This window comes from Actinomycetospora sp. NBC_00405 (assembly GCF_036044095.1).
GTDB lineage: Bacteria > Actinomycetota > Actinomycetes > Mycobacteriales > Pseudonocardiaceae > Actinomycetospora > Actinomycetospora callitridis.
Map to the genome: position 1 here is coordinate 2,207,995 of NZ_CP107938.1, position 24,686 is coordinate 2,232,680.

General features: G+C 74.8%; 24 protein-coding genes. 13 read left to right on the plus strand and 11 right to left on the minus strand.

Translation table 11 applies throughout. The features are described 5' to 3' along the window. Positions 1 to 42: 42 nt before the first annotated feature. On the plus strand, positions 43 to 489 hold the full coding sequence (locus tag OG774_RS10910; protein WP_328309303.1) for a hypothetical protein: 447 nt from the start codon (positions 43 to 45) through the stop codon (positions 487 to 489). A gap of 18 nt (positions 490 to 507) precedes the next feature. On the opposite strand, the gene OG774_RS10915 is transcribed toward OG774_RS10910, so the two are convergent. The 3 genes from OG774_RS10915 to aceB form a co-directional block, all read right to left on the minus strand. Continuing rightward, complete coding sequence (locus OG774_RS10915) at positions 508 to 1,188, minus strand: uracil-DNA glycosylase (RefSeq protein ID WP_328309305.1); 681 nt, start codon at positions 1,186 to 1,188, stop codon at positions 508 to 510. An 81-nt stretch (positions 1,189 to 1,269) separates the two neighbouring features. Further along, positions 1,270 to 1,731: a GNAT family N-acetyltransferase gene (locus OG774_RS10920; protein ID WP_328309307.1), complete on the minus strand. Its 462-nt coding sequence runs from the start codon at positions 1,729 to 1,731 to the stop codon at positions 1,270 to 1,272. A 44-nt stretch (positions 1,732 to 1,775) separates the two neighbouring features. Beyond that, complete coding sequence (gene aceB, locus OG774_RS10925; protein WP_328309309.1) at positions 1,776 to 3,377, minus strand: malate synthase A; 1,602 nt, start codon at positions 3,375 to 3,377, stop codon at positions 1,776 to 1,778. A 131-nt stretch (positions 3,378 to 3,508) separates the two neighbouring features. On the opposite strand from aceB, the gene OG774_RS10930 reads away from it, so the two are divergent. Genes OG774_RS10930 through OG774_RS10950 form a run of 5 tightly spaced genes read left to right on the plus strand, consistent with a single transcriptional unit; the run spans position 3,509 to position 9,063 of the window. Further along, positions 3,509 to 4,267, plus strand: coding sequence for an IclR family transcriptional regulator (locus OG774_RS10930; RefSeq protein ID WP_328309311.1), 759 nt, complete (start codon positions 3,509 to 3,511; stop codon positions 4,265 to 4,267). After that, positions 4,264 to 5,043: an HAD family hydrolase gene (locus OG774_RS10935; protein WP_328309313.1), complete on the plus strand. Its 780-nt coding sequence runs from the start codon at positions 4,264 to 4,266 to the stop codon at positions 5,041 to 5,043. Before OG774_RS10930 ends, OG774_RS10935 begins: the two co-directional genes overlap by 4 nt. After that, positions 5,043 to 6,494, plus strand: coding sequence for an FAD-binding oxidoreductase (locus OG774_RS10940; RefSeq protein ID WP_328309315.1), 1,452 nt, complete (start codon positions 5,043 to 5,045; stop codon positions 6,492 to 6,494). Before OG774_RS10935 ends, OG774_RS10940 begins: the two co-directional genes overlap by 1 nt. Next, positions 6,491 to 7,654: an FAD-binding oxidoreductase gene (locus OG774_RS10945; RefSeq protein WP_328309316.1), complete on the plus strand. Its 1,164-nt coding sequence runs from the start codon at positions 6,491 to 6,493 to the stop codon at positions 7,652 to 7,654. The genes OG774_RS10940 and OG774_RS10945 overlap by 4 nt, the downstream gene beginning before the upstream one ends. Continuing rightward, the gene (locus OG774_RS10950) at positions 7,651 to 9,063 is read left to right on the plus strand and encodes a (Fe-S)-binding protein (RefSeq protein WP_328309318.1); all 1,413 of its coding nucleotides are present in this window, start codon (positions 7,651 to 7,653) and stop codon (positions 9,061 to 9,063) included. Before OG774_RS10945 ends, OG774_RS10950 begins: the two co-directional genes overlap by 4 nt. Positions 9,064 to 9,116: 53 nt before the next feature. Here the strand turns inward: OG774_RS10950 and OG774_RS10955 are convergent, their stop codons facing one another. Then, the gene (locus OG774_RS10955; protein ID WP_328310906.1) at positions 9,117 to 10,115 is read right to left on the minus strand and encodes a thiamine-phosphate kinase; all 999 of its coding nucleotides are present in this window, start codon (positions 10,113 to 10,115) and stop codon (positions 9,117 to 9,119) included. 147 nt (positions 10,116 to 10,262) lie between these two features. Here OG774_RS10955 and OG774_RS10960 point away from each other — a divergent pair, with 147 nt between their 5' ends. Then, the gene (locus OG774_RS10960) at positions 10,263 to 10,499 is read left to right on the plus strand and encodes an Lrp/AsnC ligand binding domain-containing protein (protein ID WP_328310908.1); all 237 of its coding nucleotides are present in this window, start codon (positions 10,263 to 10,265) and stop codon (positions 10,497 to 10,499) included. A gap of 3 nt (positions 10,500 to 10,502) precedes the next feature. Continuing rightward, a complete protein-coding gene (locus tag OG774_RS10965) occupies positions 10,503 to 11,057 on the plus strand; it encodes a DUF3515 domain-containing protein (protein WP_328309320.1) in 555 nt (184 codons plus the stop codon). Positions 11,058 to 11,063: 6 nt separating this feature from the next. Here OG774_RS10965 and OG774_RS10970 read toward each other — a convergent pair whose 3' ends face one another. From OG774_RS10970 to OG774_RS10980, 3 genes are read right to left on the minus strand one after another with little or no spacing between them, the layout of a single operon-like run. Next, the gene (locus OG774_RS10970) at positions 11,064 to 12,185 is read right to left on the minus strand and encodes a D-alanine--D-alanine ligase family protein (RefSeq protein WP_328309322.1); all 1,122 of its coding nucleotides are present in this window, start codon (positions 12,183 to 12,185) and stop codon (positions 11,064 to 11,066) included. Between the two features lie 22 nt (positions 12,186 to 12,207). Further along, positions 12,208 to 13,005, minus strand: coding sequence for a tryptophan 2,3-dioxygenase (locus OG774_RS10975; RefSeq protein WP_328309324.1), 798 nt, complete (start codon positions 13,003 to 13,005; stop codon positions 12,208 to 12,210). Further along, positions 13,002 to 14,408: an aminotransferase-like domain-containing protein gene (locus tag OG774_RS10980; protein ID WP_328309326.1), complete on the minus strand. Its 1,407-nt coding sequence runs from the start codon at positions 14,406 to 14,408 to the stop codon at positions 13,002 to 13,004. Before OG774_RS10980 ends, OG774_RS10975 begins: the two co-directional genes overlap by 4 nt. Positions 14,409 to 14,468: 60 nt before the next feature. Between OG774_RS10980 and OG774_RS10985 the strand changes: the two genes are divergently transcribed. Further along, a complete protein-coding gene (locus tag OG774_RS10985) occupies positions 14,469 to 15,137 on the plus strand; it encodes a pyridoxamine 5'-phosphate oxidase family protein (RefSeq protein ID WP_328309328.1) in 669 nt (222 codons plus the stop codon). Here the strand turns inward: OG774_RS10985 and OG774_RS10990 are convergent. From OG774_RS10990 to OG774_RS11000, 3 genes are read right to left on the minus strand one after another with little or no spacing between them, the layout of a single operon-like run. Continuing rightward, on the minus strand, positions 15,134 to 15,604 hold the full coding sequence (locus OG774_RS10990) for an ATP-binding protein (protein WP_328309330.1): 471 nt from the start codon (positions 15,602 to 15,604) through the stop codon (positions 15,134 to 15,136). The two genes, OG774_RS10985 and OG774_RS10990, sit on opposite strands and share 4 nt — an antisense overlap. A gap of 55 nt (positions 15,605 to 15,659) precedes the next feature. Next, on the minus strand, positions 15,660 to 16,679 hold the full coding sequence (locus OG774_RS10995; RefSeq protein ID WP_442873973.1) for an NAD(P)H-dependent glycerol-3-phosphate dehydrogenase: 1,020 nt from the start codon (positions 16,677 to 16,679) through the stop codon (positions 15,660 to 15,662). Then, positions 16,676 to 17,434: a lysophospholipid acyltransferase family protein gene (locus OG774_RS11000; RefSeq protein ID WP_328309332.1), complete on the minus strand. Its 759-nt coding sequence runs from the start codon at positions 17,432 to 17,434 to the stop codon at positions 16,676 to 16,678. The genes OG774_RS10995 and OG774_RS11000 overlap by 4 nt, the downstream gene beginning before the upstream one ends. 140 nt (positions 17,435 to 17,574) lie before the next feature. Here OG774_RS11000 and cofC point away from each other — a divergent pair, with 140 nt between their 5' ends. From cofC to OG774_RS11020, 4 genes are all read left to right on the plus strand, one after another. Then, the gene (cofC, locus tag OG774_RS11005; protein WP_328309334.1) at positions 17,575 to 18,282 is read left to right on the plus strand and encodes a 2-phospho-L-lactate guanylyltransferase; all 708 of its coding nucleotides are present in this window, start codon (positions 17,575 to 17,577) and stop codon (positions 18,280 to 18,282) included. 85 nt (positions 18,283 to 18,367) lie between these two features. Next, the gene (locus OG774_RS11010) at positions 18,368 to 20,749 is read left to right on the plus strand and encodes an RNA degradosome polyphosphate kinase (RefSeq protein WP_442873974.1); all 2,382 of its coding nucleotides are present in this window, start codon (positions 18,368 to 18,370) and stop codon (positions 20,747 to 20,749) included. 37 nt (positions 20,750 to 20,786) lie between these two features. Beyond that, positions 20,787 to 21,707: an NUDIX hydrolase gene (locus tag OG774_RS11015; RefSeq protein WP_328309336.1), complete on the plus strand. Its 921-nt coding sequence runs from the start codon at positions 20,787 to 20,789 to the stop codon at positions 21,705 to 21,707. A 131-nt stretch (positions 21,708 to 21,838) separates the two neighbouring features. Further along, positions 21,839 to 23,794, plus strand: coding sequence for a galactose oxidase-like domain-containing protein (locus OG774_RS11020; RefSeq protein WP_328309338.1), 1,956 nt, complete (start codon positions 21,839 to 21,841; stop codon positions 23,792 to 23,794). A 24-nt stretch (positions 23,795 to 23,818) separates the two neighbouring features. Here the strand turns inward: OG774_RS11020 and OG774_RS11025 are convergent, their stop codons facing one another. Continuing rightward, positions 23,819 to 24,661: a siderophore-interacting protein gene (locus OG774_RS11025; RefSeq protein WP_328309340.1), complete on the minus strand. Its 843-nt coding sequence runs from the start codon at positions 24,659 to 24,661 to the stop codon at positions 23,819 to 23,821. Positions 24,662 to 24,686: the final 25 nt, after the last annotated feature.

Here is a 24,686-nt window from a genome sequence, read left to right on the forward strand (position 1 = left end):
GGTCGTCGCCGACGTCGGGTGGAGCGACGAACGGAGGTCCGCGTGAGCCAGCCGGGATACCGGAACGCTCCCGGACAGACCCCTGCCCCGCTCCGTGTCACCTCCGAGCGGCTCACGGACGACGAGGCCCGCGCCGCCTCCACGGCGAGTGCCGCCTCCACGGCGAGTGCCGCCGCCACGATCGCGCCCACGGGGCCGGTCCCCGTGCCGCCGCCCGCTCCCGACCGGCCGGCCCCCGACCGGCCTGCTCCCGACCGGCCCGCTCCTGACCAGCGGATGTCTCCGTCCGCGCCGGTCGTCGCCCGCCCGTCCCTGCCGGTCGTCGCCCCGCGCCCGCGCCGCCGGTTCGGCGAGCTCTGGCGCCTCGTGTTCGCCCGCCGCCGCGCCGGACGTCACCGTCCGGAGACCACCCCGCCGCAGGGGTGGAGCATGTTCGCGCCGCAGCGCCCCCCGGGCCGCCGCACCACGCGGCGCTGGGGACGACGCTGACGGCCGGACCCTCGGGGTCTAGGGCAGTCGCCAGTCCAGCGGGTCGTCACCGAGCTCGGTGAGGTACTCGTCGACGCGGCTGAACGGCTTCGACCCGAAGAACCCGCGGTCGGCCGACATGGGGCTCGGGTGCGCCGACTCGACCGTCGGCACCTCGTCCCCGAGCAGCGGCTTCACCGTCTGCGCGTCCTTCCCCCACAGCACCGCGACCAGTGGCTGGTCCGGGCGCAGCACGAGCGCCTGCACGGCGGCCTCGGTGACCTTCTCCCAGCCCTTGTTCCGGTGCGAGCCGGGCGCGCCGGGCTCCACCGTGAGCACCCGGTTGAGCATCAGGACCCCCGCCCGGGCCCACGGCGTGAGGTCACCGGTGCTCGGCGCGGGATGGCCGAGGTCGCTCTGGTACTCACGGAAGATGTTCTGCAGGCTCTTCGGCAGCGGGCGCACGTCCGGGGCCACCGAGAACGACAGTCCGACGGCGTGGCCGGGCGTCGGATACGGGTCCTGGCCCATCACCAGCACCCGCACGTCGGCGAAGGGCTGCTGGAACGCCCGCAGCACGTTCGCGCCCGCCGGCAGGTACGTGCGGCCCGCGGCGACCTCGGCGCGCAGGAAGTCGCCCATCGCCGCGACGGTGTCGGCGACCGGCTCGAGCGCCTCGGCCCATCCGGCCTCGACGGATTCGGACAGGGAACGGGCCACGCGGGGAGCCTCCGGAACGGGCGGGCGGACGGTCGACCGACGCTAACGCCCGACCGCCGCCGGCCCGCACCCACCCGGGGATCAGCGTCGGGCGAGCACGCGTGCGAAGCAGAGGCTGTTCGGCTCGTCGCGGTAGACGCCGAACCGCGGGATCGCGACGTAGCCGCGGGCGCGGTAGAACGCCAGCGCCTCGGGCTGCTCGGTGCCGGTCTCGAGCACGGTGCGCGGGCACCCCGCGCTCGCCGCGGCCCGCTCGAGCGCGTCGAGCAGGGTGCCGGCCAGCCCCCGCCGTCGGTGCGCGGGATCGACCCACATGCGCTTGATCTCGGCGTCGCCCGGGCGCAGCACGCCCCGGTCGGCGACGTCGATCGTCGACGCGTCGTGGCGACGCCAGCCCCCACAGCACACGGGACCCGTGCCCGGCAGGCTCCCGAGCAGGAACAGCCCGCGCGGTGGCGCGAACTCGGCGGGGTCGACCGGCGTCCGGTCGGCCCCGCCGTAGCGCTCCACGTAGAACGCCTGGACGGCGTCGACGAAGCGCACGCTCTCCGGGTCGTCGTAGGCCGCGACCCGGAACGTCGGCCGGCTCAGTCGATCAGCTCGTAGGCCGGGAGGGTCAGGAACTCGACGTAGTCGTCGGCCAGGGCCACCGACTCGAACACGTCGCGCGCCTCCTGCCAGCGGCCCTTCTCGAAGGTCTCCTCGCCGACGGCGTCCTTGATCTTGTCGAGCTCCTCGCCGACGACCTGGCGGACGTAGTCGGCCGTGACCTTCTGCCCGTTGTCGAGCTCGATGTCGTTGTGCAGCCACTGCCAGATCTGCGAGCGCGAGATCTCGGCGGTGGCGGCGTCCTCCATCATGTTGAAGATGCCGGCCGCGCCGGTGCCCGAGAGCCAGGACTGGATGTACTGCAGGCCCACCGACACGTCGTTGCGCAGGCCCTCCTCGGTCTCGTCGCCCGGCGTCGACTTCACGTCGAGCAGCTCGGCGGCGCCCACCGACACGTCCTCGCGGGTCTTGTCGAGCTGGTTGGGCCGGTCGCCGAGGACCTTGGTGAACTCCTCGCGGCAGATCTCCACCAGGTCCGGGTGCGCGACCCAGGAGCCGTCGTAGCCGTCGCCGGCCTCGCGGGCCTTGTCCTCGTGGACCTTCGCCATGGCCTTGTCGTTGGCCTCGGGGTCCTTGCGCGACGGGATCTGCGCCGCCATCCCGCCGATCGCGAACGCGCCGCGCTTGTGGCAGGTGCGCACGAGCAGCTCGGAGTAGGCGCGCATGAACGGCACCGTCATGCCGACCGAGTTGCGGTCGGGCAGCACGAAGTCGCGGCCCTGGGCCCGGAAGTTCTTGATCACCGAGAACAGGTAGTCCCACCGGCCGGCGTTGAGGCCCGAGGCGTGGTCGCGCAGCTCGTAGAGGATCTCGTCCATCTCGAACGCCGCGGTGATCGTCTCGATGAGCACCGTGGCACGCACGCTGCCCTGCGGGATGCCGAGCAGGTCCTGGGCCTTGACGAAGACGTCGTTCCAGAGCCGCGCCTCGAGGTGCGACTCCATCTTCGGCAGGTAGTAGTACGGCCCGCTGCCGCGCTCGACCAGCGTGCGGGCGTTGTGGAAGAAGTAGAGCCCGAAGTCGACGAGGCCGCCGGCGATCTTCTCGCCGTCGACCGTGATGTGCTTCTCGTCGAGGTGCCACCCGCGGGGGCGCACGACGACGGTGGGCTGCTCGTCGGCGGTGACCTCGTAGTGCTTGCCCTCGGGGCTGTCGTAGGTCAGCTTGCCGTCGCCGGACTGGGCGTCGATGAGGTTGACCTGGCCCGAGACCACGAGCTCCCACGTGGGGCTGTGCGAGTCCTCGAGGTCGGCCAGCCAGACCTTCGCGCCGGAGTTCAGCGCGTTGATGGTCATCTTGCGGTCGGTGGGGCCCGTCATCTCGACGCGGCGGTCGCGCAGATCGGCCGGCGCCTCGGCGACGGTCCAGTCGCCGTCGCGGACGTCCTTCGTGTCCGCCAGGAAGTCCAGCGTCCCGGTGCGCGCGATCTCCTCGCGGCGCTCCTTGCGGCGCTCCAGCAGCTGCAGCCGGGTGGGCTGCGCGTGCCGGTGCAGCTCGCCCAGGAACGCGAGCGCGTCGTCGGTGAGCACCTCCTCCTGGCGATCGACGGTGTAACCCGACACCTCGACACCGGTGGCCATGGTTGAACGCTCCTCAGACGAGACGATGGTGCTTGGGCGCTTTTCTACATCATGGAAGTTGACTTCCGCAATGCGGAATGATGGAGTGGCTGCGCTCCATGTCACAGGCGTACCCGGGGAGGAGGAGCGCGATGCCGTCGGTGCAGTCCCTGACACGGGCGCTCGACCTGCTCGACCACCTCGCCGACGCCGGTGGGCGCGCGACGCTCTCGGAGCTCGCCGCCGCCTCGGGTCTGCCGGCCGCGAGCGTCCACCGCCTGCTCGCGACGCTCGTCGTGCAGGGCCACGTGCGCCGCGAGGCGGGCCGGCGCTACGCCCTCGGGCCGCGGCTCGTGCGTCTCGGCGACGTCGCGGGCCACGTGCTCGGCGAGGGCGTCGGCCCGGTGCTGCGCGAGCTGGTGGCCACGACGGGCGAGTCGGCGAACCTCGCGGGTCTCGACGGCGACGCCGCCGTGTACCTCGCCCAGGCCTCGTCGCCGCACCCGATGCGCATGTTCACCGAGGTCGGCCGCCGGGTGCCCCTGCACGCCACGGGCGTCGGCAAGGCGCTGCTGGCCGCGATGTCGCCCGACGACGTCGAGGCCGCGCTGGTCCGCACCGGCATGCCCGCACGCACCCCGGCCACCCTCACCGACGCCGGCCGCCTGCGCGCCGAGCTCGACGTCGCCCGCACGCGCGGCTGGGTGCTCGACGAGGGCGAGCAGGAGGTCGGCGTGCGCTGCGTGGCGGCGCCCGTGCCCGGCGCGCCCACGCCGTGCGCGGTGTCGGTGTCCGGCCCGGCGGCGCGCTTCGGGCCCGGCGAGGCCGCCGACGCCGGCCCGGCGGTCGTGGCCGCGGCCGCGCGCCTGGGCGAGGAGCTGGCCGGACTGCCGGACGAGGAGCTGCGATGACCCCGCCCGAGACCCCGCCCGAGACCCCGCCCGAGGTGGCCGTCTGCTGGGACGTCGACGGGACGCTGCTGCGCGGCGGCGTCGTGGGCCGCGAGGTCCTCGAGCAGGCGTTCACCACCGTCACCGGGCACCCGGCGCCCGAGGACCAGGTCGTCATGCCGGGGCGCACCGACTGGCTGATCGGCGAGGCGCTGCGCGATGCCCTGCCCGACGAGCACGCCACGACCCTGCGCGGGCGCGGCGACGCCTTCGGCCACGACATGATCGCCGAGGTCGGCGCCGAGTGGGGACGCCGCGAGCCCGACCTCGCGGCCGTCGCGCACACCCTGCCCGGCATCCCCGAGACGATCGCCGCGCTCGCCGCCGAGCCGGGCGTCGTGCAGACGCTCACGACCGGCAACGTCCGCGCCGGCGCCCGGGCCAAGCTCGCCGCCGTCGGGCTCACCGACGGCCCGATCGACCTCGCGCTCGGCGGCTACGGCGAGGGACCGGGCGAGCGGGTCCGGGTCGTCGAGCAGGCCCGCGACGCGCTCGCGGCCCGGTACGGGAGCTCGCCGACGCTGGTCGTCGTGGGCGACACCCCGCTCGACGTCGAGGCCGCGCACCGGGCGGGCGCGATCGCGGTCGGGGTGGCCACGGGCGGGGCCACCCTCGCGGAGCTGCACGCGTCGGGCGCCGAGCACGTCGTCGCCGACCTCGCCGACCCCGGACGTCTGGTGGCGATCGTGCGGTCGGCGCGCGAGGATCGTCGGACAGCGAGTCGGGGAGGTGGCTGATGGTCGACGCCCAGATGGTCCGGGAGTTCACGGATCTGTTGTCGGAGAACGGCGTGATCACCGACGAGGTGGGTCTGCGCAGCTACGAGTGCGACGGCCTCACCGGGTTCCGGCAGGTGCCGGCGCTCGTCGTGCTCCCCCGCGACGCCGAGGAGGTCGCGGGCGCGGTCCGGCTGTGCGCGAAGTACGGGATGCCGTTCGTGGCGCGCGGGGCGGGCACCGGCCTGTCGGGCGGCGCGATGCCCGTCGCCGACGGCGTCGTGATCTCGCTGCAGAAGCTGCGCCGCATCCTCGAGATCGACGTCGAGAACCGGCGCGCGGTGCTCGAGCCCGGCGTCTACAACCTCGAGATCTCGAAGGCCGCCGCCCCGCACGGGCTCTACTACGCGCCCGACCCGTCCAGCCAGCAGGTCTGCACCATCGGCGGCAACGTCGCGGAGAACTCCGGCGGCGCGCACTGCCTGAAGTACGGCTTCACCACCAACCACGTGCTGGAGATGGAGGTCGTGCTCGCCGACGGCTCGGTGGTGACGCTCGGGGGGCCGACCGGCGAGCAGGCCGGGCCGGATCTGCGCGGGCTGTTCATCGGCTCGGAGGGGACGCTCGGCGTCTGCACCAAGGTCACGGTCCGGCTGCTGCAGACCCCGCAGTCGGTGCGCACCGTCCTCGCCGACTTCCCGTCGATCGAGGCCGCGGGCGACACCGTCGGCGACATCGTCGACGCCGCGATCATCCCGGCCGCGGTGGAGATGATGGACTCGCTGGCGATGGAGGCCTCCGAGGCCGCCACCGGCGCGGGCCTCACCGTCGACTCCCCCGCGGCGCTGATCATCGAGCTGGACGGGCCGTCCGACGAGGTCGAGGCCGAGTTCGAGCAGCTCACGGCCATCTGCGAGCGCCACGGCGCCACGCGGCTGCACGTGCCGCAGGAGGCCGAGGAGCGCCAGAAGGTGTGGAAGGGGCGCAAGGCCGCGTTCGCCGCGGTCGGGCGGATCAGCCCCGACTACATCGTCCAGGACGGCGTCGTCCCTCGGACACGGCTGGCCGAGGTGCTCACGCGCATCGCCGACATGGGCCGCGACGCCGGCCTGCGCGTCGCCAACGTCTTCCACGCGGGCGACGGCAACCTGCACCCGCTGGTGCTCTACTCGGAGGCCGCGGGCGAGCACGACGCCGCCGAGAAGCTCTCCACCGACATCGCCGAGCTGTGCGTCGAGCTCGGCGGGTCGCTCTCGGGCGAGCACGGCATCGGCACCGACAAGGCGTGCTCGATGCCGGCGATGTTCTCGGAGGACGACCTCGCGGTCATGCACCGCGTGCGGCTCGCCTTCGACCCGGGCTCGCGCTGCAACCCCGGCAAGCTCTTCCCGACGCCCCGGCTGTGCGGCGAGCGTCCCGGCAAGTACCAGCCCCACCCCCTCGAGGAAGCCGGAGTGATCGAGCGACTGTGAGCACCCCAGCGGTCAAGACCGTCACGCCCACCACCGTTGACGAGCTCCGCGACGCCGTCCTCGACCACCCCGGCACGCTCCGGGTCGCCGGCGCCGGCACGGCCGCCGACTGGGCGGGCACGCCCGCCCCCGCCGACACCGTCCTGGACGTCACCGGGCTGAGCGGGATCGTCACCCACAACCCCGGCGACATGACCGTCGAGGTCCGGGCCGGCACGCCGTTCGCCGAGCTGCAGGACGAGCTCGCGCAGCACCACCAGCGCGTCGCCGTCGACCCCGCCCGGGCGGCCGAGGGCGCCACGCTCGGCGGGCTGTTCGCCACCGCGGACTCCGGCCCGCGGTCGCTGCAGTACGGCTCGCTGCGCGACCTCGTCATCGGCGCCACGGTCGTCCTGCCCGACGGGACCACCGCCCGCTCCGGCGGGCACGTCATCAAGAACGTCGCGGGCTACGACCTCACCAAGGTCCTGCACGGCGCGCACGGCACCCTCGCGGTGATCGCCGGGCTCGTCCTGCGCCTGCACCCCGCGCCGCGCTCCACGCCCACCGTGGCCGTGCCGACCGACCGGGCGGGGATGGCCGACCTCGCCCGCCGCGTCGCCGACAGCCCCGTGGAGGCCGTGGCGGTGCAGTGGCACGCGGACCGCCTGCTGGTCCTGTTCGAGGGCTCCGAGGACGGTGCCGACGTCCGGGCCCGCCGTCTCGTCGACACCGTGGGCGGCGAGCTCCTCGCCTCCGACGACGCGACCGCCGCCTGGGACGCGCACGGCGCCGCGGTGCGCGCGAGGCCCGAGGGCCGCGCGGTGCTGCGCCTGGGCGTCATCCCGGAGGCGCTGCCCGGCGTGCTGGACGGGCTCGAGGCCGACGCTGGCGGCCTCACGGACGTGACCGCGTCGCCCCGTACCGGGATCGCCACCGTGGCGCTGCCCGCCGACGCCGACCTCGTGGCCGCCGCGCACCGGCGCGTCGCCGAGGCCGGCGGCACCTCGACCCTGCGTCAGCGTCCCGACGGGGCGTCCCTACCGGCCTTCGGGCCCGCGCCCGCCTCGACCGTCCTGCTGCGCGCCGTCGCGGCGTCCCTCGACCCCGAGCAGCGCCTGGGGCGCGGACGCCTCGCGCCGTGGGTCCCGCTACCCGAGACGACCGGAGTGACCGCATGACCATCCACCCCACCACCGGGCCCGGGCCCGACTTCTCGTCCGAGCGCGGCGAGAAGACGTCCCCCGAGCGCGCCGACCTCCTCGGCAGCGACTTCGGGTCGTTCGACGACCACCACCCGCCGGCGCAGGAGCTGCTCGACGACTGCGTGCACTGCGGCTTCTGCCTGCCGACGTGCCCGACGTATGCGCTGTGGGGCGAGGAGATGGACTCCCCGCGCGGGCGCATCTACCTCATGGAGATGGCGGAGAAGGGCGAGATCCCGCTCGAGGGCGCGTTCACCACCCACATCGACCGCTGCCTGGGCTGCATGGCGTGCGTGACCGCGTGCCCGTCGGGCGTGCAGTACGACCGGCTGCTCGAGGCCACCCGGCCGCAGATCGAGCGCCACGTGACGCGCACGCGGGCCGACCGGTGGTTCCGCGAGGCGATCTTCACGCTGTTCCCCTACAAGCGGCGGCTGCGCGCGGCGTCGATCGGCGGCGCGCTCTACCAGAAGCTGCGCCCGAAGAGCATGGACAAGCTCATGGCGCGGGTCCCGCAGCGCTTCGAGCGCCTCGTGGCCATGGAGTCGCTGCTGCCGCCGGTGCGCCTGCGCGACGCCTTCGCCCGCATCGCGCCCCGCACGCCCGCGGTGTCGTCCCCCACCCACCCCACGCGCCGGGGTCGCGTCGGCCTGCTCACCGGCTGCGTGCAGGACGTCTTCTTCCACCCCGTCAACGAGGCCACCGTGCGGGTGCTCGCGGCCGAGGGCTGGGACGTCATCGCCCCGCGCGAGCAGGCGTGCTGCGGGGCGCTGGGCCTGCACGCGGGCCGCGAGGCGGAGGCCGCGGAGCGCGCGAAGAAGCTGATCGCGACGTTCGAGCGCGCCGAGGTCGACACGATCGCCACCAACGTCGCCGGCTGCGGGTCGTCGATGAAGGAGTACGGCGAGCTGCTCGCCGACGACCCGGAGTGGGCGGAGCGGGCGTCCGCGTTCGCCGCCAAGGTCCGCGACATCTCCGAGATCGTCGACGAGACGCTCGCCGACCCCCGCGCCCGTCGGCACCCGATCGAGGCGAAGGTCGTCTACCACGACGCGTGCCACCTCGGGCACGCCCAGAAGATCCGCACCGAGCCCCGGCGCGTGCTGCGCGCCATCCCGGGCGTGGAGCTCACCGAGCTGCCGGAGTCGGAGATCTGCTGCGGGTCGGCGGGGATCTACAACATGCTCCAGCCCGAGGCCGCGGGCGATCTCGGGCGGCGCAAGGCGGACAACATCCGCGGCACCGGGGCCGACGTGCTGGTCACCGCCAACCCCGGCTGCCTGCTGCAGATCCGCAAGTACCTCGAGGGCGAGCTCCCGATGCTCCACCCGATCCAGCTGATCGACGCCTCCATCCGCGGCGTCCGGCCGCCGGAGATGGGCTGACGGGCCCTACGTGAGCGAAGTTCCCGGCCATGGCCGGGAACTTCGCTCACGGGTCAGCGCCAGTGCCGCCAGCCCGGGTCGCCGGCGCCGCCCCAGCGGTCGGCGTCGACGGTCACGCCGGTGCCCGAGCGGACCTCGCCGCAGACGACCCAGTCGGACGGGACCGCGTCCTCGCTCGGGAAGGTGGCCGCCAGCGCGTGGTCCTCGCCGCCGGTGAGCGCCCAGGTCAGCGGGTCCCCGCCGAGGGCCGAGGCGACGTCGCGCAGCTTGTCGGCCACGGGCACCAGGCGCGAGGAGAGGTCGATGTGCACGCGGGAGGCCCGGGCGACGTGCCCGAGGTCGGCGAGCAGGCCGTCCGAGGTGTCGATCATCGAGGTGGCCCCGGCCCGCGCGGCGACCGGGCCCGCCCGCCAGGGCGGGCGCGGGGTGCGGTGCGCGGCGACCATGGCCACCGGCGAGCGGAAGCCCCGGCGCAGCACGGCCATGCCGGCCGCCGACCAGCCCAGCTGCCCGCAGACCGCGACCACGTCGCCCGCGCGTGCGCCCGACCGGGTCACCGCCTCCCGGCCCTCCAGGGAACCGAGCGCCGTGATCGAGACCACGATGGTGTCGGAGGACACCGTGTCGCCGCCGACGACACCGACGCCCGCGTCCGCCGCCGCGTCCCACACGCCCGACGCGAGGCCGTCGAGCACCTCGGTGCTCGTCGTGCCGGGGCAGGCGAGCGAGAGCAGCAGCGCCGTCGGCACCGCGCCCATCGCCGCCACGTCCGACAGGTTCGCGGCCACGGCCTTCTGCCCCACCTGCTCGGGCGCCGACCAGTCGAGACGGAAGTGCACGCCCTCGACCAGCGTGTCCACGGTCGCCACGACCCGCCCGTCGGGCGCCGCGACCACCGCGGCGTCGTCGCCGGGCCCCAGCAGGGTCTGCTCGGGCTGGAAGCGCCCCTCGGTCAGGCGGTCGATGAGCCCGAACTCACCGAGCTCCCCGACCGTCGCCGCGGCAGACGGCGTCGCCCGATCGGGCGCCGACCCACCGGACGTGCCGCCGATGCGTCGGACAGACCCCTCGGGTCGTCCGCTTCCCCCGCGCCCGTTCGCCGTCCGGCTCACCCCTCGACTCCCTGCGGTACCTTGCCTGCCACCTGAGTGCCGACGCTTCCCGCCACCCGTCGGCCCGTTCCCCGAGGAGGCATGTCCGTGGTCCAGGCCTACATCCTGATCCAGACCGAGGTGGGTCGTGCCTCCGCGGTCGCCTCGGACGTGGCCGGGATCAACGGGGTGACCCGGGCGCAGGACGTCACCGGACCCTACGACGTCATCGTCTGTGCGGAGGCCGACGACGTCGACTCGCTCGGGCGGGATGTCGTCGGCGCCGTCCAGAAGGTCCCGGGCATCACCCGGACGCTCACCTGCCCCGTCGTGTCCACCGACTGAACGGTGGCTCCCTGGCGCGCGCCGGACGTGGCGCGCCGGCTCCCCCGCGTGCTCGTCGGGATCGTCCTGTCGCTGCCCGTGCTGCTCGTCGGAGGCGTCCTGCTGGCCTCCGTCGTCTTCGTGCGGGACCCGGTGCCCGACGTCGACACCGTGCGGCTCACCGTGCGGGCCGTGCCCACCCCGGCCGCGGCGAGTGCCGACTGCTCCCGCCTGCTCTCCGGGCTGCCCGGCGAGATCCGGACCGACACCGGGATGCTGCCCCGGCGGATCCTGGCCGACCCGGTCCCGGCGGCCACCGTCGCGTGGGGCGGCGAGGACGGGGCGACACCGATCGTCCTGCGCTGCGGTCTCCCCCGTCCCCCGGAGGGCGCCACCGGGCCGCTGCGCGACGTCGTCGGCGTCGACTGGGTCGCGGTGGCGGACGACACGCCCGGCAGCACCACCTGGGTCACCGTCGACCGGGCCGTCCACATCGGGCTCACGGTGCCGGACGGGTTCGGGGAGGCCCCGCTGCTCGACGTCTCGCGCGGGGTCAAGATCGCGCTGGTGAGCCGCTGACCCGCCTCAGCGCGCGCCGCGGGCGAGCGCGGTCTCGACGAGGGTCTCCAGCAGCGTCGGGTAGTCGACGCCCGCGGTGTCCCACATGCGCGGGTACAACGACGTCGACGTGAACCCGGGCATGGTGTTGAGCTCGTTGACGAGCAGACGCCCGTCGCCGGTGAGGAAGAAGTCGACGCGCGCGAGGCCCTCGACGTCCATGACGCGGAAGACCTCGACGGCCCTGGCGCGCACCGTCTCGGCCACCTCGTCGTCGAGCTTCGCGGGCACGTCGAGCTCGCAGGCGTCGTCCAGGTACTTGGTGTCGAAGTCGTACCAACCGGCGTCCCCGCCGACGACGCGGACCTCGGCGGGGACGCTCGCCTCGACCCGGCCGTCGGTGCGCTCGAGCACCCCGCACTCGATCTCGCGCCCGACGATCGCGGCCTCGACCAGCACCTTCGGGTCCTCGGCGCGGGCCTTCGCGACGGCGGCGTCGAGGTCGGCCCAGTCGGCGACCCGGCTGATGCCCACCGACGAGCCGGCGCGGGCGGGCTTGACGAACACCGGCAGCCCCAGCCGGTCCTTCTCGACGTCGGTGAGCCCGGAGCGGCCGCGGTGGAGCACCACGGCGTCGCCGACCGCGAGCCCGGCGTCGCGCAGCAGGCGCTTGGTGACGTCCTTGTCCATCGACGCCGCGCTCGCGCAGACCCCGGCGCCGACGTAGGGCACGCCGGCCATCTCCAGCAGCCCCTGGACGGTGCCGTCCTCGCCGCCCGGGCCGTGCAGGACGGGGACGACGACGTCGACGCGGCCGAGCGAGCTGCCGTCGTCGAGCGCGATGAGCTCGCGACGCGTCGGGTCGGCGGGCAGCGCGACGGGCCGCCCGGACGTGACCTCGGGCAGCTCGCGGCCGTGCAGGCGCAGCACCTCGGGGTCGGTGGGGCCGAGCACCCAGGCGCCATCGGGCGTGATCGCGACGGGCAGCACGTCGTAGCGCGCGGGGTCGAGGTGCGCGAGCACGCTGCCGGCCGAGAGGCACGAGATGCGGTGCTCGCTGCTGCGCCCGCCGAAGAGGACGACGACGCGGGGGCGGTCTCTGCCGTTCGGGGTCGAGCTCCGCTCCGCTCCGTGTCCCGGACCCGTCATGGCGGCGGAGCCTACGCGGGGCTCAGAGGGCGGTCCGGACCGCGTACAGCTCGGGGAAGAACGACAGGTCGAGGACGCGGCGCAGGAACGACGCCCCGCTCGTCCCGCCGGTGCCGGTGCGCAGGCCGATCGTGCGCTCGACGGTCTTGAGGTGGCGGAAGCGCCAGAGCTGGAGGTTGTCCTCGATGTCGACGAGCTCCTCGCAGGTCTCGTAGACGTCCCAGTGCTCCTCCGGGGCGTCGTAGATCGCGCGGAACACCTCGACCAGGCGCGGGTCCTCCCGGTGGGGCTCGCGGACGTCGCGGTGCAGCACGTCGTCGGGCACCGGGAGGCCCCGCCGGGCGAGCAGGCGGAGGAACTCGTCGTAGAGGCTGCGCCGGTCCAGCGCCGCGGTGAGCACCGCGCGCGCCGCCTCGTCGTCGGCGAACACCTCGAGCATCGCGGTGTCCTTGGCGCCCAGGACGAACTCGACGGCCCGGTACTGGTAGCTCTGGAAGCCCGACGACGACCCGAGGAACCCGCGGAAGCGCTGGTACTCGGTCGGCGTGAGCGTCGCCAGCACCGTCCACTGCTCGATGAGCTGCTTCTGCACGTGCTTCACGCGGGCCAGGCGCTTGAGCGCGAGCGGGAGGTCGTCGCCCGCCAGGTCGTCGCAGGCGCCGGTGAGCTCGTGGAGGGCCAGCTTGAGCCACAGCTCCGAGGTCTGGTGCTGGATGATGAACAGCAGCTCGTCGTGGGCCTCGGGGCGCGAGCGCGGGGCCTGCGCCGTGAGCAGCGCGTCGAGGTGCAGGTAGCGCCCGTACGTCAGGGGCTCGGTCACGGGGACGATCCTGTCCGCCCGGCGAGCACGTCCGCCAGTCGCACGAGGGCGTCGTCCAGCTCCGCCGCCGACGGGCCGGCCCACCCGACGAGCACGCCGCACGCCGCGCCCGGCACCTCGGGGTCGAGGTGGTGCTCGCCGATCCCGCCGATCTGCAGGCCCACGCGGGCGGCCGCGTCGACGGTCGTCCGCTCGGCGGCCCGGTCGGGCAGCGGGACCAGCAGGTGCGCGCCCGCCCGGTCGCCGCGCACGGCGTGCCCGGCGGCGGTCACGGCGTCGACGACCCGCGCCCGGCGGGTACCCAGCTCGCGGCGCAGCCGGGCCAGGTGGCGGGCGAGGGCGCCGTCGGCGTGCAGGGCGGCCACGACCTGCTGGCCGGCCGGGGCGGGCCGCACCCCGGTGCGGCGCCGGCGCTCCAGCACGGCGCCGCGCACCGCGGGCGGCGCCACCATCCACCCCGCGCCCAGGGTCGGCGAGAGGATCTTGCTGGTGGTGCCGAGGTGCACGGTGACGTCGGGCGCCAGGCCGGCGAGCAGCGGCAACGGGGCGACGTCGAAGCGCAGCTCGCCGTCGTAGTCGTCCTCGACGAGCAGGAGGCCCTCGTCGCGGGCGCGCTCCGCGAGCGCCGTCCGCCGCGCCACGGGCAGGCGGGCGCCGAGCGGGTACTGGTGGGCGGGCGTGAGGTACACGGCGTCGAGCCCCGCGGGGAGGTCGTCGACCCGCAGGCCCTCGTCGTCGACACCCACCCCGACCACGGTGGCGCCGGCGTCGCGCAGCACCTCGGTGGCCCGGACGTAGCCGGGGTCCTCGACGGCGACCCGCGGGGCGCGCCCGGAGCGGGCCCGGAGCACGGCGACGACCTCGGCGAACCCGTCGGTGGTGCCGGCGGTGGCGAGCACGTCCCCGGGCGTCGCGGCGAGCCCGCGGTGGTGCAGCAGCAGGCGGGCGACGGCGTCGCGGAAGGCGGGCACGCCGGCGTGCTCGGGGCGGGGCGCGGGCTCGCGGTCGCCCGCGTGGCGCCAGGCCCGCCGCCAGGCCTGCCGGTCGAGCACCGCGAGGCACGGGGACCCGGGCCGCAGGTCGAGCAGCTCCGTCCCCCGTGAGCGAAGTTCCCGGCCATGGCCGGGAACGTCGCTCACGTGGGCGGTGGCCAGCACGTAGGTGCCCGCGCCGCGGCGGGGGCCGAGCCAGCCCTCGGCGACCAGCTGGTCGTAGGCGGCGGCGGTCACCGTACGGCTGACGCCCAGCTCGCCGGCCAGGACGCGCGTCGACGGCACCCGCTCGCCGACGCGCAGGGCGCCCGAGGCCGCGGCGGCGCGCAGACCGTCGGCCAGCTGGGTCGCGAGCGGGGTCGGCGTCGCCCGGTCGAGCGGGAGCGCCAGCTCGGGAGGCAGGCCGCGCACGAGTGGCCTCCTGGAGTCGGACGGAAGTGGCCGTTCGAGCATGCCACTGTGTCACCGACGATGGACGCCGTGACCGCGCCACCGCTCTCCCCCACCGACCGCTCCACCGTCCGCCGCCACCGCGACCGCCAGCGCGCCGACCGCGCCGAGCTGCACGCCGTGCTCGACGAGGCCCTCGTCGCCCACGTCGGCCGGGTCGTCGACGGCGAGCCCGTCGTGCTGCCCACGCTGCACGCGCGGGTCGGCGAGACCCTCTACCTGCACGGCTCCAGCGGCGCGGCGAGCCTGCGCGGCGACGAGCCGGTGTGCGTCACCGTCACGATCATCGACGGGCTGGTCTACGCGCGGCGCTGGTTCAGCCAGTCCGCGAACTACCGCAGCGCCGTGGTCCGCGGCCACGCGCGCAGGGTCACCGACCGGGACGAGGCCCTGGCCGCGATGCGGGCGCTCGTCCGCCAGGTCGCGCCGGGCCAGGAGGACCACGCCGACCCGCCGAGCCGCAAGGAGATGGCCGCGACGTCGATCGTCGCGCTCGACCTCACCGAGGCCAGCGTCAAGGCGCGCACGGGCCCGCCGGGTGACGGCGACGCCGTCGCGGCGGGCGACGGCCGGTGGGCGGGCGTCGTCGGCCTCGAGATGCGCGTGACCGGCGTGACGACGTGCCCGGCGCTGCCGGAGGACACGCCGGTGCCTCCGCACGTGCCGCGCCGAGGAGACCGGACGAGCTAGACCAGCGCCACCGTGCGGTCGTCGGCGGTCCGGATGCGCCGGCGGAGCTGCACGGTGGTGCCGTGGTCCCCGGGGAGCACGGCGGTGGCGTGCGTGAGCTCGCGCATCAGCGGCAGCCCGCGTCCGCGCCAGCCCGGCCCGTTGCTCGGCCGCCAGGCGCCCTCGTCCGTGACGGTCACGACGAGGTCGCGTCCGGTCAGCAGCGGGCAGGAGACGGCGGCCCAGAGGGTCATGAGGCCGGGCGTGCCGCGCTCGACGTAGGCGTGGTCGACGACGTTGGCGAGCGCCTCGTACACCGCGAGCGCGAGGTCGTCGGCGGTGTCGAGGTCGGCCAGCGGGTCGACCCAGGCGCGGAAGCGGCGGCGCAGGATGGCTGCGTTGCCGGTGTCCGCGAGTGCGCAGAGCTCCAGCGGTGCCACCGCCGTCCTCGGCACCGTTCGTGGGCCCATCCGCTGCAGCACGTCCATCGCCGCCAGTGTTCCCGGGCCCCGGGCCCGCAAACGTGACGGCGACCCCGGTTGTTCACTCGACCTTGAGCTCCCGGTTGATCAGCTCGTCGCCGACCTCCTTGGCCGTCACCTCGCCGGCGCACACGCGACGCACGGCATCGACGATCGGGGTGTCGACGCCGTGGCGGCGGGCGAGCTCGCCGATCGCGTCACAGGACTTCACGCCCTCGGCGACCTGGCCGTGGTTCGCCTCCTCCGCCTCGGCCATGCTCAGGCCGCGACCCAGGGCCTCGCCGAAGCGCCGGTTGCGCGAGAGCGGCGACGAGCACGTGGCGACGAGGTCGCCCATCCCGGCGAGGCCCGCGAGCGTCATCTGCTCGGCGCCCAGCGCCACCGCGAGCCGCGAGATCTCCGCCAGGCCGCGGGTGATGAGCGAGGCCGTGGTGTTGTCGCCGTAGCCGAGGCCCGCTGCCGTGCCGCAGGCCAGCGCGATGACGTTCTTGCACGCGCCGCCGAGCTCGCAGCCCACGACGTCGGCGTTCGTGTAGGGCTTGAAGTAGCCCGTCGAGCAGGCGTGCTGCACCGACACGGCGCGCTCGTGGTCGGAGCACGCGACGACGGTGGCGGTGGGCTGCTCGAGGGCGATCTCCCCGGCGAGGTTGGGCCCGGACACCACCGCGACCTCGTCCGCCGCGGCCCCGGTGACCTCACGGATCACCTCGCTCATGCGCAGCAGCGAGCCGCGCTCGACGCCCTTGGCGAGGCTCACGAGGGTGACACCGCGCGGCAGGTGGCCGGTCCAGCGCTCGAGGTTCTCGCGCAGCCGCTGGGCGGGCAGGGCCAGCACGACGGCGTCGGCGCCGTCGAGGGCCTCGTCGGCGTCGGCGGTCGCGGCGAGCGCGGCGGGCAGCGTCACGTCGGGCAGGTACTCGTGGTTGCAGCGGTCCAGGGCCACGTGCTCGGCGACCTCGGCGCGCCGCGCCCACAGCGTCACCGGGGTCCCGGCGTCGGCGAGGACCTTGGCGAAGGTCGTGCCCCACGTGCCGGCCCCGAGCACCGCCACGCGCCGCAGGGGCACGGGGGTGCCGCTCACGTGCCGGAGCCCCGCGGCCTGCGGGTGGGCTCCGGCGCCGCCTCGCCGCGGACGTCGGCGAGCAGGTCGCGCACCGCGGACATCATCCGGTCGGTCGTCTCGCGGAGCAGGGCCACCTCGGTGGACCGGTCGCGGTCGGGGCCGGCCTCCCGGGCGCGGGCGCGCACGTCGTCGAGCGGCACGGGGTCGCCCGCCCGCACGGTGATCGTGGTGCGCCACGAGGGCCGGAAGCGGCGCTTGTAGTGGTCGTACACCGACAACGTGCCCCAGTGCACGACCGGGACGACCGGCACGTCGCTGTCGAGGGCGAGGCGGGCGGCGCCGGAGCGGGCGTTCATCGGCCACCCCTCCGGGTCGCGGGTGATCGTGCCCTCCGGGTAGATGACGACGACGCCGTCGTCCGCGAACGACGTCCGGGCCGCGTCGAGGCTCGCGCCGGCCTCGACCGAGCCGCGGCTCACGGGGATCTGGCGGCTCCCGCTCAGGGTCCGGCCGAGCACGGGGACGTCCCAGAGCGACGCCTTGGCCAGGAACCGCGGCACGCGCTTCGCCCGGTGGACGAACACCGCCGTGTACACCGGGTCGAGGTAGGAGACGTGGTTGCACACCAGCATCGCCGGGCCGCGCTCCGGCACGTTCTCGAGGCCCTCCATGCGGCGCTTCGCCAGCAGGAGGGTCATCGGGTAGAAGACCGCCGCGGCCAGGGCCACCCACGGCCCGCCCTTCTCGCGCGCCCGTGCCACCGGCTCGCCCACCTCCACGTCCACACTCGTACGGGTCCGGACCACCCCGTCCCGTCGCGGGAAGTCTCTCCCGACCGTGGAGGCCGGTCCAGCGGGGCCCGCCGGGTCCGATCACCCGCCCCCCGCTGGTCGTCGAGGGGCAGACTGGAGCCGTGGACGTGCTGGTCGACCTCGTGGTGCCGGTCAAGGAGCTGCGCCGCGCGAAGTCGCGACTCGCCCCGGCCGTCGCCGACCTGCCGGGCGACGACGTGTCCCGTGAGCAGGCCCACCGCGCCCTGGCCCTCGCCCTGGCCCGCGACACGTTGCGCGCCGCCCGTGCCGCGGAGCGCACCGGACGGCTGGTCGTCGTCACCACCGAGCCCGCCGAGCAGCTGGGGGCGGGCGGGCCGTGGGAAACCGTGCGCGACACCGGCGGCGGCCTCAACGCGGCGCTGCGCCGTGGTGCGGATCACCTGCGGCGCACCGGCTCGCGCGAGCACGCCGTCGCGGTCCTGCAGGCCGACCTGCCCGCCCTGCGTCCCGACGAGCTCGACGAGGCCCTGGCCCATGCGGCGGCCCGGTTCGCAGAGAACGCGACGTCGGCCTTCGTCGCCGACCACGCCGGCACCGGCACGACGCTGCTGGTCGCCTCGCCGGGCCACCCGCTGCGCCCGCGCTTCGGGCCGGGATCGGCGGCCGCGCACGCCGCGTCCGGAGCCGTGGCCCTCGACGGCGCGTGGCCGGGCCTGCGGGGCGACGTCGACACCCCCGGCGACCTGGCCCGGGCCCGCGACCTCGGCGCCGGCCCGCACACCCGGGCCTGGCCCGACCCCCCGACCGCCACCGCCGTGGGGACCCCGGCGCGCGAGACGGCCTGCTGAGCCACGCCCGTCGGGCGCAGGGACGGGGGTGGTCCGCGTCGCGGGTCCCTCGCGGTGCCCGGGCACCTCGGGCACCATCGGCGGCGTGAGCCCCTCCACGTCGTCCACGTCCGCCGAGACCGGGTCGAGCGACGGGACCGCGGCTCCTGCCGACACCCCTGCCGACACCCCTGCCGACGCCCGCGCCGACGCCCGTGCCGACGCCCGTGCCGACGCCCCCACCCACGCCCCCGACGGCACCCCCGACAGCACCCCTGTCGAGGAGCTGACCGGTCCCCGTCCTCCCGCCGCCGCCGACGAGAACGGCCGCGGGGCGCGGGGCCGCACGCCCGGGGCCCCCGCCGCGCCGACGGCCGGCCCCGCGGCGCCCGCCGACCTGCCGTCCGACCGCTACGACAGCCGCGAGCTGTCGTGGCTGGAGTTCAACGCCCGGGTGCTCGCGCTGGCCGAGGACCCGAGCCAGCCGCTGCTCGAGCGGGCGAAGTTCCTGTCCATCTTCGCGTCGAACCTCGACGAGTTCTACATGGTCCGCGTCGCGGGGCTGAAGCGCCGCGACCAGGCCGGGCTCGCCGTGCGTGGCGCCGACGGCCTGACCCCGCGCGAGCAGCTCACCCGGATCTCCGCACGCACCCAGGAGCTGGCCCACAAGCACGCCCGCGTCTTCCTCGACGAGATCGCCCCGGCGCTCGACGCGGCGGGCGTGCACCTCATCGACTGGTCGCAGGTCACCGACTGGGCCCGGCCCCGGCTCTCGGACTGGTTCGCCCGGCAGGTCTTCCCCGTGCTCACGCCGCTGGCCGTCGACCCGGCGCACCCGTTCCCCTACATCTCCAACCAGTCGCTCAACCTCGCCGTCGCCGTGCACGACCCGCAGACCGGTACCGAGCACTTCGCCCGCGTCAAGGTGCCGAACAACGTGCCGCGTCTGGTGCGCGTCGGCCCCGAGCCCGACGAGGACTCCCCCGACGACAGCGACCGCCAGGCGTGGTTCCTGCCCATCGAGGACCTCATCGCCGAGAACCTCGACCAGCTCTTCGAGGGCATGACCGTGGTCGAGCACCACGTGTTCCGGGTGACGCGCAACGCCGACCTCGAGGTGGAGGAGGACCGCGACGAGGACCTCCTGCAGGCCCTCGAGCGGGAGCTGGCGCGGCGGCGCTTCGGCCCGCCGGTGCGCCTGGAGATCACCGACTCGATGAGCGAGCACATGCTCGAGCTGCTGCTGCGTGAGCTCGACGTGGACCCGCACGACGTCGTGCAGGTGCCGGGGCGCCTCGACCTCTCGGCGCTCATGGAGCTGATGCGCCTGAGCCGCCCGGACCTCAAGGACCCGGTGTTCGTCCCGGCGAAGCACCCGGCGTTCAGCGAGGGCGAGACGCCGAAGAGCGTGTTCGCCACGCTGCGCGAGGGCGACGTGCTGGTGCACCACCCGTACGACTCGTTCTCCACGAGCGTGCACCGCTTCATCGAGCAGGCCGCGGCGGACCCGAAGGTCCTGGCGATCAAGCAGACGCTCTATCGCACCTCGGGTGACTCCCCGATCGTCGAGTCGCTGATCGACGCCGCCGAGGCCGGCAAGCAGGTCGTCGCCGTCGTGGAGATCAAGGCGCGGTTCGACGAGCGCGCCAACATCGGGTGGGCCCGTGCCCTGGAGCGCGCGGGCGTCCACGTCGTCTACGGCCTCGTGGGCCTCAAGACCCACTGCAAGGCCGTGCTCGTCGTGCGCCAGGAGGGCTCGACGATCAAGCGGTACTGCCACCTCGGTACCGGCAACTACAACCCCAAGACCGCCCGCCTCTACGAGGACATCGGCGTCTTCACCGCCGACGAGACGATCGCTGCCGACCTCACCGACCTGTTCAACGTGCTCACCGGCTACGCCCGGCGCACCTCGTACCGCAAGCTCCTGGTCGCCCCGTACGGGCTGCGGCGCGGGATCGTCGAGCGCATCGACCACGAGCGGGAGCGCGCCGAGCGCGGCGACACCGCCGGCATCCGGATCAAGGTCAACGGGCTCGTCGACGAGCAGGTGATCGACGCGCTCTACCGCGCGTCGGGGGCCGGCGTGCCCGTCGACCTCATCGTCCGCGGGCTCTGCTCCCTGCGGGCAGGCGTGCCGGGCCTCTCGGAGAACATCCGGGTGCGCTCGATCCTCGGCCGCTTCCTCGAGCACTCGCGGATCTTCCACTTCGTCGGCGCCGACGAGTACTGGATCGGCAGCGCGGACATGATGCACCGCAACCTCGACCGCCGGGTCGAGGCGCTCGTGCCCGTCACCGACCCGCGCCTGTCCGCCGAGCTCGCCTCGATCCTCGACTCGGCGACCGACCCGGGGACCCGCAGCTGGATCCTCGAACCCGACGGGTCCTGGGATCCGTGGCCGGTCGCCGCCGGCGAGGGCCACGAGGGCCTGTCGGTGCACGACCACCAGCTCCGGTTGCTGCAGCAGCGGCAGAGCCGGAAGTGACGGTCCGGGGAGACGGCGCGGAGCGGGAGTCGACCCAGTGACGGTTCACGCTGCGGGAGCGGTCCTCTGGCGCCCGGACGGCACCGGGCAGGACGTCGAGGTGGCGGTCGTGCACCGCCCGCACCACCAGGACTGGAGCCTGCCCAAGGGCAAGGTCGATCCCGGCGAGACGCGGGTCGACGCGGCCGTGCGGGAGCTGGCCGAGGAGACGGGGTTCGCCGCCGTGCTCGGCCGGCACCTGCGGACGGTGCGCTACATGGTCGGCGCCGAGGACAAGGTCGTCGAGTTCTGGTCGGCGCGCGCCGGCGAGGGCCGCTTCACGCCCGGCGACGAGACCGACGAGCTGCGCTGGCTCTCCCCGCCCGAGGCCGTGGCGCTGCTGACCTACGAGTCCGACCGCGACGTCGTCGACGCCTTCACCGCGCGCCCGCCGACGCTGCGGACCCTGCTGCTCGTGCGGCACGCGCTCGCGGGGAAACGCTCGGACTGGGACGGCCCGGACGCCGACCGCCCGCTGGTCGAGGAGGGGTACGAGCAGGCGCAGCGCCTGGCCCGGTTCCTCTCCCGGTTCGGGGTGACCGCGCTGCACGCGGTGCCGAAGGCCCGCTGCCGCCAGACGCTGGCGCCGTACGCGGAGGCGGCGGGCGTGACGATCCACGAGGCGCCGGAGCTGGGCGACGGCGCGGTCGTGCGCGACGACGGGCCCGCGCTGGCGCTCCTCGAGCGGCTCACCGCAGGCGGGACCGGCGGCGTGGTGGCCGCCGTGTGCGCCCAGGGCGACGGCATCCCGCACCTGGTGCGCGTGCTGGCGACGGCCGCGACGCGGGCCGGGTGCGCGCCGCTCTCGGACCGCGACCTCGCGGACCCGCCGTCCCGCAAGGGCAGCGTGTGGGTCCTGTCGTTCGGCCCGGACGGCACCCTCGCCGCGGCCGACTACCACCGCGACGCGGCCTTCTGAGGATCCGTCTCACAGGACGAATCGCCCGTGACGGGACACCCGGGCACGGATCGGGGCGCGTTCAGAGGGGCCGCTGACCTGGGTTAACGTCGCGCCCGGCCCCGTCGTCGACCCGCCAGGAGCCCAGCCCGGTGCGTGTGGCGAACACCCGTCGCGTCCGCCAGATCGTCCTCGTCGTCCTCGGCGCGGTCGTCCTGCTCGGCGTCAACGTGCCCCCGGCGTTCTCCTACATCAGCGAGTGGCGTCGCGAGCAGTTGATCAACAGCCCGGAGTACGAACGCGCGTTCGGGCACTGGGACACGATCGACGTGCCGGACGACCGCCGCGTCAACGCGATCCACGCCGCACTGCTCTCCTCGGGCAAGGTCCTGCTGATCGCGGGGTCGGGCAACAAGGAGGACATGTTCGCGACGCGGGCGCTCAAGAGCCTGCTCTACGACCCGACCACCGGGCAGTCGCGGATGATCCCGGTCCCCGACGACATGTTCTGCGGCGGGCAGACGACGCTGCCGGACGGGCGGCTGCTCGTGGCGGGCGGCACCCAGCGCTACGAGAGGCTCGACGGCGCGGTCACGAACGCGGCCGGCACGATGACGGTGAAGAACGAGGACCCGAACGCCCCGATGGTGCTGCCGGCGGGCACGGTGTTCGTCTCCCCCACCGGCGTGCGCTACCGCGCCGACGCCGAGACGCAGCTCCCGCCGGCGCAGAAGAGCGGCCAGGGACGCCGCACGCAGGTGGTCGCGTCGGAGGAGCCGGTCTTCGTCGAGGCCGTCGACCCCGGTCCCGGTGCCCTGACCACCGCACCCGGGCAGTACCGGATCGAGGGCCTCGCGCCCGACGTCGCCCGCAACGTCTACGGCCAGGGTCAGCAGATGACCCTGCGCAAGCAGGATTACCAGGGCACCAACAAGGCCTACACGTTCGACCCCGTCCGCGAGACGTGGTCGCAGGTCTCCGACATGGCGTTCCACCGCTGGTACGCGACGCTGACGCCGATGTCCGACGGCCGCGTGCTGACGGTGGCGGGCCTCGACGGCGCCGGCGAGGTCCTCAACGGCCAGACCGAGATCTTCGATCCCACGACGAACACCTTCTCCGAGCGCAAGGACCTCACGCGCTACTTCCCGACCTACCCCGCGATCTTCGAGACCGCACAGGCCGGGCGGATGGTCTACACCGGGGCCAACGCCGGCTACGGCCCCGCCGAGAAGGGGCGCGAGCCGGGGTTCTGGGACACCGACACCGGCGCCTTCGCCGCGATCCCCGGCATGCGCGACCCCGACCTGCTCGAGACGGCCGGCTCCGCCTGGCTCGGGCCCGTGAACGACCAGCGCCTCGCCGTCGTCGGTGGTGGCGGGGTCGGCGAGAGCCCGCGGTCCACGGGGCGCATCGACTACCTCGACCTGCGCGACCCGGCGCCCCACTTCACCGCCGGCCCGAGCCTGCCCGAGGGCGTGCGGTACCCGAACCTCGTCGACCTGCCCGACGACACGATGCTGATCTCGGGCGGCTCGCGGGACTACCGCGGCAAGGGCGGGACCAACAACCACATCGCGCGCCTGCTGCACCCCGACACCGGTCGGATCACCGCCGCCGCCGACCCCGCGGTCGGGCGCGACTACCACACCGAGGCGCTGCTGCTCCCCGACGGACGCGTGCTCACCGCCGGCTCGGACCCGCTGTTCGACGACCAGCAGAACCTCGTCCCGGGCACCTTCGAGCAGCGCATCGAGATCTACAGCCCGCCCTACCTCTTCCGGGGCGGCGGGCGGCCGACGATCACCGACGCGCCCCCGACGCTGGCGCGCGGGCAGACGGCGACGATCCCGACGCCGGCCCCCGAGCACATCCGCAGCGCCCGGCTGATCAAGGCCTCGACCGCCACCCACGTCACCACCACCGACATGCGCTCGGTCGCCCTCGACACCGCGCCGACCGCCGGCGGGCTCTCGGTGACCGTCCCGGAGGAGCCGGGCCTGACCCCACCGGGCCCGTACCTGCTCTTCCTCGTCGACGACCGCGGCGTGCCGTCGGTGGGGTCGATGCTCACCGTCGGCCCCGATGGCCCGCGGCCACGTGAGTGATGTGGGTCGTTCCGACGACCCGAATCACTCACGTGGCGAAGCCTTCTTCTCCGCCTGGAACGTGTCCTCGTCGGCGCCGCGGCGCCAGTAGCCGGAGATCGAGAGCCACGCCCGGTCGAGGCCGCGCTCCCCGAGCAGGTGGGAGCGCAGGGCCTTCACGTCGCCGGTCTCGCCGTGGACGAAGGCGTGCACGGTGCCCGCGGGCCACTCGGCGGCGCGGACGGTCTCGACGAGGTCCTCGCCGGCGTCGCGGTGCAGCCAGCGCAGGGTCACGGCCTCGGACGTCGCGAGGGCGATCTCGTCGTCCGGGCCGTCGACCTGGACGTAGGCGTGCACGGGCACGCCGGAGGTGACGCTCTCGAGCGCCGCGGCGATGGCGGGCAGGGCCGCCTCGTCGCCCACCAGGACGTGCGCGTCGGCCTCGGGCGACGGCGCGTAGGCCCCGCCCGGCCCCATCATCGTGAGCTCGTCGCCCGGGGCCGCCGCCAGCGCCCACGGGCCCGCGACGCCGGTGTCGCCGTGCACGACGAAGTCGATCGCCAGCTCGCCCGCGGCGTGGTCGAGGGCGCGCACGGTGTAGGTCCGCACGATCGGCCACGCCTCGCGCGGCATCGACTCGCGGATCGCGGGGACGTCGAACGGCTCGGGGTACTCCACGCCGGGCCGCGGGAAGGCGAGCTTGACGTACTTGTCGGTGAAGCCGTTGTCGACGACGCCGTCGAGCGCCGGTCCCCCGAACACCACGCGCAGCAGGTGGGGCGTCAGCCGCTCGGAGCGCAGCACGCGCAGGCGGTGGCCCGCGCCGCCCTTCCGGGTCCGTGCGGACGGTGCCGGGGCGGCGGGGGCCTGGGTGTCGGGAGCAGCCATGCCCCGACCCTACCCCCGGGAATTA